Origin of the sequence: Flavobacterium sp. ALJ2 (genome assembly GCF_015594725.1) — a bacterium.
Classification (GTDB): domain Bacteria; phylum Bacteroidota; class Bacteroidia; order Flavobacteriales; family Flavobacteriaceae; genus Flavobacterium.
The window spans coordinates 25,827-40,188 of the sequence record NZ_JADNRC010000013.1 but is presented as its reverse complement, the minus strand read 5'-3'; the positions used below and the strand labels follow the sequence as shown (position 1 = coordinate 40,188).

The following is a 14,362-nucleotide window of genomic DNA, read 5'->3' as shown; positions in this document are numbered from 1 at the left end:
GAGCAAATTTAAATTTAAATATTTGAAAAACGATGATATAAGAAGATTCTTAAAAAATATTTTTATAACAGTAAATTTTAGATAATATTAACGCATTCTAAACAATGCTAAAAGCCTTATTCTGTTGATTTTTCTTTAACTTTGCGTCACAATTTTAATTTCAACTTTAAAACGAATGTTAAAGCTTTTTTGCATTAGCATACTTCTTAAAAATTTATAAAAAACACCTATGTTCCCACTACAAAGAAACCGCCGTTTAAGAACTAATGAATCTATTCGCTCTTTAGTTCGTGAAACTACACTAAGTCCAAATGATTTCATGCTTCCAATGTTTATTGCAGAAGGGAAAGATGTAAAAGTCGCCATTCCATCAATGCCAGGAATATACCGTCATTCATTAGACAATACCATAAAAGAAGTAAAAGAAGCTTGGGCATTAGGAATAAAAGCAGTTAATCTTTATGTAAAAGTAAGTGAGAATCTAAAAGACAATAAAGGTGTAGAAGCTTGGAACAAAGATGGATTAATGCAACAAGCCATCCGTGCGATTAAAGATGCAGTTCCAGAAATGATTGTAATGCCAGACGTAGCACTTGACCCATTCTCTATTTACGGACATGACGGAATTATAGAAAACGGACAAGTTATAAACGATGCAACGGTAGATGCGCTTACTCGTATGAGTTTAAGTCATGCCGATGCTGGAGCCGATTTTGTAGCGCCAAGTGATATGATGGACGGACGCGTTCTTGCAATCCGAAAAGCATTAGAAGAAAACGGACACCACAATGTAGGAATCATGAGTTATAGTGCCAAATATGCTTCGGCATTTTACGGACCATTCCGAGATGCCTTAGATTCTGCTCCGGTAGATTCTCAGAATATTCCAAAAGATAAAAAAACATACCAAATGGATTATGCTAACCGAATCGAAGGAATCCGAGAAGCATTGTTAGATGTAGAAGAAGGTGCTGATATTGTTATGGTAAAACCAGGAATGGCATATCTAGATATTGTTCGAGAAGTAAAAAATGCAGTTCATGTTCCAGTAGCTGTATATCAAGTTTCTGGAGAATACGCTATGGTAAAGGCTGCTGCCGAAAGAGGATGGTTAGATCATGATAAAATTATGATTGAGCAACTATATTGCATTAAGAGAGCAGGAGCGAGTATTATCTCTACTTATTTTGCTAAAGAAGCGGCTGTAATTCTAAATAAATAAAAGATTGAAATACATAAGCATGAAAAAAATAATATTTGCATTTGCAATACTTGCATTCGTTTCTTGTAAAAAAGAAGAGAAAATTACAATCGATAATTCAGGAATGCCAAGTGAAGAGTCAGCTACTACAACGGCTAAAACGCCAGAAGAATTAGGAAAAGCACTTTTTGAAGGACAAGGAAATTGTTTTGCTTGCCATCAGGTAGACCAAAAAGTTATCGGACCAAGCATCAAAGAAATTGCCAAAATATACAAAGAGAAAAACGGAGATATCGTTACGTTTCTAAAAGGAAAAGGCGACCCAATAGTTGATCCAAGTCAGTTTGAAGTTATGAAAACAAACTTTCCTGTATCACAGGCAATGTCCGACGAAGAACTTAAAGCACTGGAAGCCTATTTTTATAGTTTTTTAAAGTAGGAGCTATCCCGATAGCTATGGGGACCGCTGCTATATCTTTATGTTTTTAAAGGAAAAACATAAAGGATGCCGCTTCCACAGGGCTAAAAAAACAAAAACCATTCGTAGTATTTACGAGTGGTTTTTTTGTTCCCTAGAAAGACAAGTTTGCGAGTAGAGATAACTTTGTAGTAAGTTGCAAATCATTACCGTTATTTTTTTACTTTTATAAAATGGAAACAGCTTATATTAATTCGCCTTTAGGAATCACCAAAATTGTTGGTGACGAAAATGGAATCTGTGAGATTACAGTTGCTAACGCTGGTGATAATGTGGTTTCTGATGTAATTGCAACAGAGTTGCAGGAGGCTGTTTCGCAATTAAATGATTACTTTTTTGGTAAAAGAACCGACTTTAATTTTAAGCTAAACCCCAAAGGAACAGATTTTCAGCAAAGAGTTTGGAAAGGATTACTTGAGATACCTTTTGGTAAAACCATGAGTTATTTGGAACTATCCAAAAAACTGGGTGATGTTAAAGCGATTCGTGCCGTAGCATCGGCAAATGGTAAAAATCCACTTTGGATAGTTGTTCCATGTCATCGCGTAATAGGAACCGACGGTTCATTAACGGGATATGCGGGCGGATTATGGCGTAAGAAATGGTTGCTAGAACATGAAAACCCTGTAAAACAGCAAAGTTTGTTTTAATTTACTCAAGATTATTTTTCGAATTTTGAAAATGTCAAAATTTAAGTACATTTATATTGCCAATGAATTAGTTATAATTAGTGTTCAAAGGCTTTCGGAAAGTTTAAACTAAATAGTTGATTAGCGAAATTTAATACCTACAAGGTCAAAAAAAAGAGCTTGCAGGATAATGATATCGATTGATTAACAAATGTTTAATTTAATGATTTAAACAGTCTGAATTAGCCTGTTTTGAGTTTTTTAGCAAAGTCTAAAAATCCAAGTAGTCTAAATAATTTAAAAAGTCTAAATTAATGATTGAAAAAATAAACCTAAACAACATCCTTTTTCTAGATATAGAAACCGTTCCCGAAACAGCTGATTTTGGTGAATTGGATGAAGAGATGAAAGAACTTTGGGAACATAAAACGCAATACCAACGTAAAGAAGACTTTAGCGCCGAAGAATTTTATGACCGTGCAGGAATCTGGGCAGAGTTTGGCAAAATCGTTTGTATTTCTGTTGGATACTTTACCATCAAAGGTGATGTCCGAAATTTTCGAGTAACATCATTTTTTGGAGATGAGGTAAAAATCTTAAGAGACTTCAATAATCTGTTAAACAACCATTACAATAAACCATACCATGTTTTGTGCGGACATAACGCTAAGGAATTTGATATTCCGTTTATCGCCAGAAGAATGATTATCAATCAAATTGCAATTCCAGATAAGCTGAATTTATTTGGGAAAAAACCATGGGAAATTCCACATTTAGATACGTTGGAACTATGGAAATTCGGCGATTATAAGCATTTTACATCTCTAAAATTATTGACTAAAATCTTAGGAGTTCCTTCTCCAAAAGGAGATATTGATGGAAGTCAGGTAGGGCATGTTTTTTATGTTGAGAAAGATATTGACAGAATCGTAACCTATTGCGAAAAAGATACGATTGCAGTAGCGCAAATTTTCCTGCGCTTACGCCGTGAAGATTTATTGATTGATGATGAAATTATTCATGTTTAGTTTTTAAAGGGCAACGATTCAAGGGCGCAGAGTTGCAAAGAGCAAAAGATAAATAGGCAACAAAAAAAACGTTATGTTTTAGCATCTTGCGAGAAATAATTAAGAAATAAATTATCCATTTAGAATACTAAAAAAAGTATTTAGATTAATTTGTATAATTTATCCAGTTTAATCAAACTTAAAAAATGACACATCCAGAAATAGCATTTTTGAGAATGGTTTCTCAGAAAATTTTGAAAACAAATTTTCATGAACCTCAAGAAATAGTAAAACATTTAGGAGCCATGCAGGCGCAGGATTATTCAATGGCAAAATGGGCGATTGGTTCTCGATGTGATGCTTCTGAAAAGAGTATTGAAGAAGCAATTAATTCAGGCAAGATTATTCGAACGCATATTTTACGCCCAACTTGGCATTTTGTTTCGGCTGATGATATTTACTGGATGCTCGATGTTTCAGGGCCTCAAGTAAAAAAAATTGTTTTATCGACAGCTAAAAAAAATGGCTTTGACGAAAAGAAATTAGATAAAATAAATTCATCAATAGAAAAGATATTAGCAGGGAATAATTCGCTAACTCGGGATGAAATTATGCAGGAGCTTGATATTAAAAAAGATTCAGCTCAAGGTTTTTTGCATAGTAGCATAGTTATGATTAATGCAGAATTAGATGGTTTAGTTTGTAACGGAATAATGAAAGGAAAACAATTAACGTATTCATTGTTAGAAGAAAAAGCTCCAAAAACAAGTACTAAACTAACAAAAGAAGAAGGACTGGCAAAATTAGCAAAACGATATTTTGAAAGTCATGGACCTGCAACATTGTTGGATTTTACATGGTGGTCAGGTTTTCCTGCTACAACTGCAAAACTTGCTATTCATTCTGTTGAATCAGAGTTAGATTCGATTGAAGTTGACGGTAAAAAATATTGGTTTAAAAAAGGGCTTCCATCAGAAACAGATATTCCCAAAAGTATTCATTTTCTCCCTTCTTTTGATGAAATTTTAATTTCCTATAAAACTCGGGAAATAACCATTGCAAAAGAACATCAAGCTAATGCATTTACAAACAACGGTATTTTTTGGCCGATTATTATTGAAGATGAAAAAGTTATTGGAACATGGAAACGAACAGTAAAAAAGGAATATATAAAAATAGATACTAATTTTTTTGAAACAGTTTCTGCGGATAAAAAGAGCCTTGTTTTAAAAGCTATTAAGCCATTCGAGAACTACTTAGAAACTAAAATCGTTATCGAATAAACGGATTTTTTAGCTAAAACATGCCAGTTTATAATAAATACTTCGAGTTTCATAAATAAAATCGTTGTGCATTTTATTGTTAAATAATTACATTTACAAAAAATATATAATTATGGTGTTAAGTAGATTTTGGTTGGCGATATTTATTTCGTCAATTGCTTTTATTGTAATCAGTTTGTTTACTGGTAATACGTATACTATTGATTATGTTTTGAATGGTAAGAAAGACGAGCCTATTTTAATTTCTGAAAAGTATATTAATCAAGTTCCGGCTTTTATCAGAGATAGTATTAAAACAGCGCCAGACAATACTATAATTATCAATCGTGATGAGGCTAATGCCGACACGACTTATGTTTATAAAAATAAAACGGTAAAGATTTTTAGTGGTGTTCAAAAATCAGATGGTTTATTACCTACTTGTAAGAGTACTTTGGTCGATTTAATTCTTCCGCTTATTGCATATTTGGCTTTTTTCTGCGGATTAATGGAACTTTTAATTATTTCGGGAGCTTCAGGAAAATTAGCTAAAGGCTTGAGTCCAGTGTTTGTAAAAGTGTTTCCGAGTATCCCTAAAAATCACCCATCGATTTCCTATATGACCTTAAATTTTGCAGCTAACTTTTTAGGATTAGATTCTGCTGCCACTCCGTTTGGTCTTAAAGCCATGGAGAGTTTACAAGAAATAAACCCAGATAAAGATAAAGCCAGTGATGCACAAATTATGTTTATGTGTTTGCATGCATCGGGTCTTACATTAATAGCAACTTCTATCATTGGGTACCGTGCTGCCGCTGGAGCAACAAACCCAGCCGATGTAATGTTGCCTTGTATTATTACTTCTTTCATCGGAACAATTGCTGCTTTCCTAATTGTTGGCGTTAAACAAAAAATTAATTTCAAAAGTGCTTCTTTGGTTGTAGGCTTAATGGTTATGATCGCTGCCATTGTTGGACTTTTATTCTATGTAAATAGTTTAGATTTAATTGGTAAAAACTTCTTTACATCAAATCTTTCAGGATTAATATTGTTTGCAATCATTGGATTTACATTGGTTTTTTCATTGATGAATGAGAAAAAATTTATTGACGCAAGTACTACAGTTTTTGATGCATTTGTAGTAGGAGCAAACAATGGAGTTAAAACAGGAGTTACTATTTTTCCTTACGTTTTAGGAATGTTAGTGGCCATTTCATTATTTAGAAATAGTGGTTTATTTGAAATTATCAGCCATTGGATTGCCTTTATTTTTTCGAATATGGGTGTGAGTAAAGAAATTACTGACGCATTGCCTGTAGCGATGCTTCGTCCTTTTAGTTCTGCGGGTTCACGTGGATTCTTAATTGACTCGATGAATACTTTTGGAGCAGATTCTATGACCGGAAGATTGAGTAGTATTTTTCAATGTAGTGCTGAAAGTACTTTTTACGTAATTGCAGTTTACTTTGGGTCAGTAAATATAAAAAATACCCGTTACGCTTTAGGAACCATGCTTTTAGTTGATGTAATTTGTGTGATTACAGCTATATTTGTGGCAAGTTGGTTTTTTTAGTAAATAGCATTTAAATTAAAAATTATATAAATTAAAAATAGAATGAGAACAGGTAAATACACAAAATACATCGCAATTGCATTATTGTTGCTTTTTTTAATAACAAGTCTATTAGCGTAAAAGTTAGTTGATTAATATGAATAGAATTTACATTACGTTGTTTTTGTTAGCTCTGATAAGTTGTAAAAAAGAACCAGCAACCATAGGCCCAAAGAGGACTAAGGAAGACAAAAAAGAAATGACTGCTAAGCCAGCATTTAATATGATTACCCCAAAAATAGATACGATACATATTTCTGGGAATGAAGAAATAGGTGAGAGTAACTATATTTTAGCTTCTTTTTTAGATAAGAAAATTGATAAAGACAGTCTAATAACTGTTCAATACAGACTTGATTTTTTTACTAATAAAACAAAAGTAGGATCAGATAAGGTTACCATTGTTCCATTTACAGAAGGTTCAGCCTGGAGCGCTTCATATGGTTTATCGCAAGAAGACGATGTTACGGTATCGCCTTTTATCCATGTCAGTTTTGGTTATGAAGCTTGTGGCTATAATCGACAACACTTTTTGTTTTATCTAAAAAATAATAAGGTACAGCTTGTGCACGACTGGGACTCTATGAGTGACGGTGGTTGGGGAAGTTGGTTAGAATTTGGAGGAATAGATCCTAAAAATGAACCAGTTTCTTTTTATAGCAAAAGAGTTTCTTACGGTGGTAAAGAAGATGTTAATGATGAAGATATGGGAACCGTAGAACATTCTGATTCTATCGTGTTTCATCTAAAAAACAATAAATGGGAAAAACGATTGTTAACCCCAAAGGAAAAGGTGTACTGGAAAAAAGACATTACTTTTAATGAATTTTATCCTCAATTTGCAGAATAAAAAAAGCCTCGCACATTGCGAGGCTTTTCCGTCTTTAGTAAGCAACATATTATTATTTCTTAACGAATTTCTTAACGATTCTTTTTCCGCCGTTATTTAATTCTATGATGTAAATGCCAGTGTTTAATCTGCTTACATCTATATGATTTCCACTTAATTGTCCTGAATTTACTTGTTGTCCAAGATTATTCGTAATCCTGAATGTTGCCCCATCGCTTTTTGCTAATGAAACGTTCAACTCATTAGCAACAGGATTTGGATATAAAGCAAAACTAGTGTTATCAGTAGTTTCGATTATTCCCGAAGCAATTTCTGGAGTTACTATAGGACCTGCAGCTGTAATATTTACTGTGTAATCCTCCACTTGTCCATAAGAGAAAGTCTCACAAGAAGTTGGGATTCCGTTGTATTTCATAGCAACTCTTAATCGTGTAGATCCAAGAGTAGATGAAGCTGGAATTGTGATTGTTCCTGTCACAGGAGTAGTTTTTGATGCTGCTTTTGTCCAAACAGTTTCGCCTGAATCTGCAAAATCACCATCTTGATTATAATCTATAAAAACAGCATAACCTTCATTGTAAGTTGTAGAAGTCCAAGAAGGAGTAATTGTAATTGTATAAGCAGTTCCTGCTACAGCATTTGTAGAAATTGCAGTGAAGTTCTCATAACCTGCCGTTCCTGTTGTGGTATTGCTGATTGTACCAAATACTACTTTACCAATTTTTTCATCGGCAGTATTGTTTCCTTGTGAAGCACAATAACTTATTGTATTTGCTAAGGTTGTTACATTTAAAGTATTACTTGCAGGAGAAACATTTCCAGCAGCATCTTTGGCTTTTACACTAAAGCTATATGTAGTTAAAGCAGTTAATCCAGTTACAGTATAGCTTGTAGTTGTAGATGAACCTTTAAGAGTTGCTCCTTGGTAGATATCGTATCCTGTAACAGCTACATTATCTGTTGCCGCAGTCCATGTTAAATTGGTAGTTGATCCAGTTGTTCCAGAAGCTGCAAGAGCAGTTGGAGCAGTTGGCGCAATTGTATCTGTAGAACCTGAATAAGCAGCTCCAACACCTACAGCATAAAATGCATTAGTTGTAGCAATTACCTCTGCAGAACCAGCACCGTATAAATCGATAGCCGATTGTATCCCTGATGTTCTTGCATTTGCAAAAGTAGAATTCGCAGTTAAATACACACTCTCTAAACGATAAGCGATTTTTGCAGCTTTATCAATTGTAATTCCTGTTACACTATAAGAACTTCCTATATCGTTTGTTCCTGTCTTACCTACAGACAAGATATAAAACCAATGGTTTAGTACACCAGAATTTGTATGAACACCACAATAATCATTGGATTGAGTAGGAGTTCCACAATTAATAACTTTCCAGTTTGTACCGCCATAAGTGTCAGGCTGACCTTCAGATTTAGGATTACTCATAGAACGTAAAGCAAGATGACCCGATCTTCTTTCAATATCTTCACCAATTAACCAAACAGATTTTGTAGGTGCTGCGTAAAACTCAATACATGCTCCCCAAATGTCTGAGAAAGCTTCATTCATTGCACCAGATTCTTTTTGGTAAGCTAAGTTTGCTGTATAAGTACAAACGGCATGACCAATTTCGTGTCCTGCAACATCTATAGCAGTTAAGATATCAAAGTAAGTTCCGCTTCCGTCACCATAAGTCATTACGCTACCATCCCAGTAGGCATTATCGTATGCATTACTGTAATGTACATAGCTTTTTATGACTGCACCTGCATTATTAAAACTATTTCTGCCATGAACTGTCGACCAATAGTCATACGTTTTTTCGGCTCCCCAATGCGCATCAAGTGCACCATTGTCTTTATTTGCATTTGCATACTCAGCAGCTGTCCAGTTATTATCAGCATCTGTAAAATTTACAGCAGCCGTATAACTAGTTCCTTTTTTCATATTATACGTGTTTATACCTAAACCTCTTGTAGCATCTGCCAGAATATAAGAAGACCCACTTAAAGTAGTTTGAATTACTTGTGTTCCGCTATAACGTGTAGCTGCGTTTGCTGCTACAATCGCCATTTGAGAATTTGAAGCTTCTTTTTGGTTTATTGAATTTGCATTCACAGATTTTGATTTACGTCCATGACTGTATTCTCCAAGATGTTTTATAGTTGCATTATAGAACAATACTTGACCGTTTTCGGCATCTATGTATAAATCCCCTCTACTTACAGGATTTGTCGCGTAAATGTCAAATTTATAGGCTAAACGAACCTTGTCGGTTGTTCTGTTAGTACCTTGATCTTCCATTGCTGGTAAAAATACTAGTTCTCCTTTTGGTTTTTCATAACCAATCTCTTTGGCATCTTGTGGTGTGTCCCAAAGGTATTGCTTAGCGCCAGTATAGCTAATCGCTCTATTAAGAGCATCTTGAGCTGATAGTTTTGGTTTTGTACTCACTTTGTTGATGTTGTAATACTCACCATTCATAGAGACTAACTTACCGTCTTTAGAATGTAAGGTGTAGTTTGCAAACTCTACTTTGATACCTTGTTCATATAATTGAAATTTTTCGTGAGTGTAACCTTGTTGGTCAGATTCGGTTTTGACTCTTGCAAAGGATTGGTTTTCTTTCAAACCTAATTGATCTTTAAAGACCTTTTGCGAATCAGAGCCTCTGTAGGTTGATTGGTCACTAAAAGTGATCAAACTTGGTTGACCATTTTCGGATACATTTTTTTGGCTTACGCGTTTATCCGTTATTTGAGCAAATGCCGATAAGGAGAATGTAAGCACAACAGCAGTTGTTGTGACAATTTTGGGTAATGTACTTTTCATAATCGATTTGGGGTTTAATGTTAATTTAATTATTAGTTTGTATAGCTATTAAAGCATGTAGGCAAATACTTTAATTTGTTATAAAAATAGAAACATTTTGTTAAATAAATTCATATAATTTACATTAATCGATAAAATGCAACACTTGTTATTAAATAATTACTAAATATTAACAAATTAAAAACAATCATCAGAAAAAACCTGTTTTTATTATTATATTATTGATTTGTAATATTTTATTACAGACTTAACTACTTGATGTTGATTGTTTTGTATGATATGTGCTACCGCTAGGAAGAATAAGCTGTAACAGAAAAAAGGCTAACATTTTTACGTGTTAGCCTTTTGTATGTATTCTTTACAAAAAAGTGTTAATCGATAATCATCTCAGGAATATCACCTTCAATTATTAAATTTGCCTCAGTTGATGCAATAATATGTTCTACCGAAACTCCGGGAGCACGTTCTAAAAGTTTAAACCCATTTGGAGTTATTTCTAAAACAGCCAATTCGGTTACCACTTTCTTTACGCAACCAACACCAGTTAGTGGTAAGCTACATTTTTTTAATATTTTAGATTCGCCTGCTTTGTTTACATGCATCATGGCAACAATGATATTTTCGGCAGAAGCCACTAAATCCATTGCTCCACCCATTCCTTTTACCATTTTGCCAGGAATCTTCCAGTTGGCTATATCTCCATTTTCAGAAACTTCCATAGCGCCCAGAATAGTTAAATCTACTTTTTGGCTACGAATCATTCCAAAACTAAAAGCCGAATCAAAGAAACTAGCTCCGGGAAGTGTTGTAATAGTTTGTTTTCCAGCATTAATAACATCAGCATCTTCTTCTCCTTCAAAAGGAAAAGGTCCCATTCCCAGAACGCCGTTTTCGCTTTGAAATTCAACGTCAATTCCTTTTGGGATATAGTTTGCTACCAATGTTGGTATTCCGATGCCTAAATTCACGAAATAACGGTCTTTAAGCTCTTGTGCAATTCGTTTTGCAATATCTTCTTTTGTTAACATATCTTTTTAATGTGTTAATTAGACAATTCGATAATTAGAAAATGTATCACTTTGCACAATCTAAATTAATCATCTAATTGCCTTATTATCTCAATTATCTAATTCCTTTGTCTTACTGTACGTTGCTCAATTCTTTTTTCAAATTTTTCTCCTTGAAAGATACGCTGTACCATGATTCCGGGAATATGAATTTGATTTGGGTCTAATGTACCAACAGGAACAAGTTCTTCTACTTCGGCAATTGTTATTTTTGCCGCACCAGCCATACAAGAATTAAAGTTTCTTGCTGTTCCTTTAAAGATAAGATTACCAGCTTCGTCACCTTTCCATGCTTTTACAATAGCAAAGTCAGCTTTAAAAGCATGTTCCATAATATGCATTTTTCCGTTAAACTCACGAACTTCTTTGCCTTCGGCAACTTCGGTTCCGTAACCTGCAGGCGTGAAAAAAGCAGGGATTCCAGCTTGTGCTGCACGACAACGCTCAGCTAATGTTCCTTGAGGAATAAGTTCTACATCTAATTCTCCTGAAAGCATCTGACGTTCAAATTCGGCATTTTCACCTACATAAGAAGAAATCATTTTCTTAATCTGCTTCTTTTGCAATAATAATCCTAAACCAAAATCATCCACACCTGCATTATTTGAGATACAAGTAAGACCTGAGGTTTCTATTTTTACCAATTCGGCAATAGTATTTTCTGGAATGCCACATAAACCAAATCCGCCAAACATAATTGTCATGTCGTTTTTGATTCCTTGAATTGCTTCCTGAACTGTGTTGACTTTTTTGCTAATCATATTATTTGTCTTGTATTGACGTATATTTTTGATAAAAATACCATTTTTAGATTAAATTATAACGATTTCGCAAAAATAAATCTGCGTGGTAATTTGTCTGTGATAATTCAACAGAAACCGTGATTAACCGCAAAGTTATTTATTCCTTTTATCTGTGGCATGAAAATTAAACGTAAAGTTCACAAAGGCAAAGACACAAAGTTATGTATAGATTAAGCTTTGTGAACTTTGTGTAATTTTTTTTATTAGAGTTCTTGAATTACTTTGTAATCATTTTTTTTTGCAAAAAAAAATCCTTTTGCATCTTCCGAAAATTCAGAAGGTGCAAAAGGATAGTCTTATGTTAAAAACGAACTTAAATTAGAGTTCGAATTCGTCTGTATTTTGTTCAGTTTCTGTTGTGTCTTTGACTTTTGGAGCAGAGTAACAATCTACTTTTATTGAAAGGTTTGCAGGTCTCTCAAATTCAGATTTAGATACTTGCAAAGCAGGATCAGCATAACAAAGTTTCATAAAATACCCCCAAACTGGTAAAGCAGCTGTTGCTCCTTGTCCGTAAGTAATACTTTTGAAACGTGCTGAACGGTCTTCGCAACCTACCCAAACACCAGTAACTAGGTTTGGAACCATTCCCATGAACCAACCATCTGACTGGTTTTGTGTTGTTCCTGTTTTACCAGCAATTGGATTGCGGAACATATACGGATATCCTGTCCAACGTTTGTCTCCGCTACCACCACCTTCAGTACGTAAGCGTGAACCCGAGCCACTTTCTGTAACTCCTTGAAGCAATTTAATTACAGCAAAGGCAATATCTTTATTCAATACATCGTGAGATTCTGGGATTGGTTCATAAATTATTTCACCGCTTTTATTCTCGATTCGGCTTAGAAACTGTGGTTTTACATAAACACCTTGGTTTGCAAATGTACTATAAGCAGCAACCATATCTTCGACTGTGATTTCAACAGCACCTAATGCGATTGAAGGTTGCGCTGGAATTTGAGATTTTACTCCCAATTTATTCGCTAGTTCAACTACTGCTTCAGGTCCAACACGGTCAATTAGTTTTGCTGATATGGTATTGATGGAGTTCGCTAAACCTTGTTTTAAAGTAACCATTCCACGGTATCTATTGTCAGAGTTTCTTGGTTCCCAATCGGCCGTAACGTGATGGCGCCCTTTGTGGATCATAAACGGTCCGTCAAGAATCGAATCACAAGGTGACATGTTTAATTGCTCAATTGCGGCAGCATAAACAAATGGTTTGAATGTAGAGCCTACTTGTCTTGCTCCTTGACCTACGTGATCATATTGGAAATATTTGTAATTGATTCCTCCAACCCAGGCTTTGATGCTACCAGTTTGTGGTTCCATTGCCATTAAACCAGATTGTAAAAAGTGCTTGTAATAACGTATAGAATCTAGAGGTGTCATAATTGTGTCTCTTTCTCCTTTCCAGGTAAACACTGTCATTTTTGTTTTTTCACTAAATGATTTTATGATTTCTTCATCACTTTTATCGGCAGCTTTCATTACTGTCCAACGGTATGATGATTTCATCGCTTGGTTAATAATTCGTTTCGTTTCGGCTTCAGAAATATTAACGAAAGGAGCATTTTTGTTTGTTTTTGATTGTTGAAAAAACTCTTCTTGTAAGTTTTTCATATGTGCATAAACAGCTTCTTCAGCATGCAATTGCATTCTAGAGTCGATAGTGGTGTATATTTTTAGTCCATCTTTATAAATATTGTAGTCAGAACCGTCTGGTTTTTTATTCTCAGCTACCCATTTTTTCATATAGTCACGCAGGTATTCTCTAAAGTAGGTTGCAGTTCCTTCACGGTGGCTTTCTAGCTTGAATTTTAATGAGATAGGAAGCGCTTTTAATTTATTTTTTTGATCTTCAGTTATCATGCCTGCTTTTTCCATTTGGGAAAGCACAACATTACGACGGTTTTTAACGCCTACGGGATTTCTTACTGGATTGTATAAACCTGAATTTTTGAACATTCCGACTAACATTGCAGATTCATCCATGGTTAAATCTTTTGGCTCTTTTGAGAAATAGGTTTGTGCAGCAGAACTTACTCCTACCGAATAATTACCAAAATCATATACGTTACAATACATTGCAATTATTTCATTTTTAGTGTATTGCCTTTCTAGACGAATAGCTATAATCCATTCTTTTACTTTTTGTACGATTCTAAAAGGCAAGAATTTAGATCCTTCTCCGTGAAATAACTGTTTTGCTAATTGTTGTGTAAGTGTACTTGCACCTCCACTAGTTCCTAAACTAGCAATGGCTCTTAAAGTACCACGTCCGTCGATACCCGAATGTTCGTAAAAACGCTCGTCTTCGGTTGCTACAAGTGCTTCGATTAGACTTTTAGGTAAGTCAGAATATTTTAATTGTGATCTGTTTGTTTGGAAATATTTACCAATAATAACTCCATCTGAGGAGATGATTTCGGTAGCCAAATTTGAATCTGGATTTTCTAAGTCTTCAAATGAAGGCATAGAGCCAAAAATTCCCCATGAAGCAAATAAGAAAAAAGTAATAACACTTAATACACCATAGCCAAAAATTTTCCAAAAGGTTTTTTTGTAGTAATTTATGTCTTTATCGGTTTTTGTTGGATTGTTTTTTTTAGCAGCCATA

Annotated in this window: 11 protein-coding genes; 7 read left to right on the top strand and 4 right to left on the bottom strand. The window is 34.4% G+C overall.

The genetic code is table 11. The annotated features are described in order from the left end of the window. Nucleotides 1-229: 229 nt before the first annotated feature. The 7 genes from hemB (at nucleotide 230) to IUY40_RS14850 (ending at nucleotide 7,039) form a co-directional block, all read left to right on the top strand. Nucleotides 230-1,222 carry a porphobilinogen synthase gene (hemB, locus tag IUY40_RS14880; RefSeq protein WP_195737654.1) on the top strand — a complete coding sequence of 331 codons (993 nt, stop codon included), beginning with the start codon at nucleotides 230-232 and terminating at the stop codon, nucleotides 1,220-1,222. Between the two features lie 19 nt (nucleotides 1,223-1,241). Further along, a complete protein-coding gene (locus tag IUY40_RS14875; protein ID WP_195737653.1) occupies nucleotides 1,242-1,640 on the top strand; it encodes a c-type cytochrome in 399 nt (132 codons plus the stop codon). Nucleotides 1,641-1,852: 212 nt separating this feature from the next. Next, entirely contained in the window at nucleotides 1,853-2,329 is a 477-nt protein-coding gene (locus IUY40_RS14870; RefSeq protein ID WP_195737652.1) for a methylated-DNA--[protein]-cysteine S-methyltransferase, read from the top strand. Between the two features lie 293 nt (nucleotides 2,330-2,622). Next, nucleotides 2,623-3,336 (top strand): 3'-5' exonuclease, encoded by a 714-nt coding sequence (locus IUY40_RS14865; protein WP_195737651.1) that lies wholly within the window; start codon nucleotides 2,623-2,625, stop codon nucleotides 3,334-3,336. Between the two features lie 185 nt (nucleotides 3,337-3,521). Beyond that, nucleotides 3,522-4,598: a winged helix DNA-binding domain-containing protein gene (locus IUY40_RS14860; protein WP_195737650.1), complete on the top strand. Its 1,077-nt coding sequence runs from the start codon at nucleotides 3,522-3,524 to the stop codon at nucleotides 4,596-4,598. A 112-nt stretch (nucleotides 4,599-4,710) separates the two neighbouring features. Further along, a complete protein-coding gene (locus IUY40_RS14855) occupies nucleotides 4,711-6,150 on the top strand; it encodes a nucleoside recognition domain-containing protein (RefSeq protein WP_195737649.1) in 1,440 nt (479 codons plus the stop codon). Between the two features lie 136 nt (nucleotides 6,151-6,286). After that, on the top strand, nucleotides 6,287-7,039 hold the full coding sequence (locus IUY40_RS14850; RefSeq protein WP_195737648.1) for a hypothetical protein: 753 nt from the start codon (nucleotides 6,287-6,289) through the stop codon (nucleotides 7,037-7,039). A gap of 52 nt (nucleotides 7,040-7,091) precedes the next feature. Here the strand turns inward: IUY40_RS14850 and IUY40_RS14845 are convergent, their stop codons facing one another. From IUY40_RS14845 to IUY40_RS14830, 4 genes are all read right to left on the bottom strand, one after another. Further along, nucleotides 7,092-9,869 (bottom strand): M4 family metallopeptidase, encoded by a 2,778-nt coding sequence (locus IUY40_RS14845; protein ID WP_195737647.1) that lies wholly within the window; start codon nucleotides 9,867-9,869, stop codon nucleotides 7,092-7,094. 371 nt (nucleotides 9,870-10,240) lie between these two features. Further along, a complete protein-coding gene (locus IUY40_RS14840) occupies nucleotides 10,241-10,897 on the bottom strand; it encodes a CoA transferase subunit B (RefSeq protein WP_195737646.1) in 657 nt (218 codons plus the stop codon). Nucleotides 10,898-10,995: 98 nt separating this feature from the next. After that, complete coding sequence (locus IUY40_RS14835; protein WP_195737645.1) at nucleotides 10,996-11,697, bottom strand: CoA transferase subunit A; 702 nt, start codon at nucleotides 11,695-11,697, stop codon at nucleotides 10,996-10,998. Between the two features lie 360 nt (nucleotides 11,698-12,057). After that, the gene (locus tag IUY40_RS14830) at nucleotides 12,058-14,361 is read right to left on the bottom strand and encodes a transglycosylase domain-containing protein (RefSeq protein WP_195737644.1); all 2,304 of its coding nucleotides are present in this window, start codon (nucleotides 14,359-14,361) and stop codon (nucleotides 12,058-12,060) included. Between the last annotated feature and the right edge of the window lies 1 nt (nucleotide 14,362).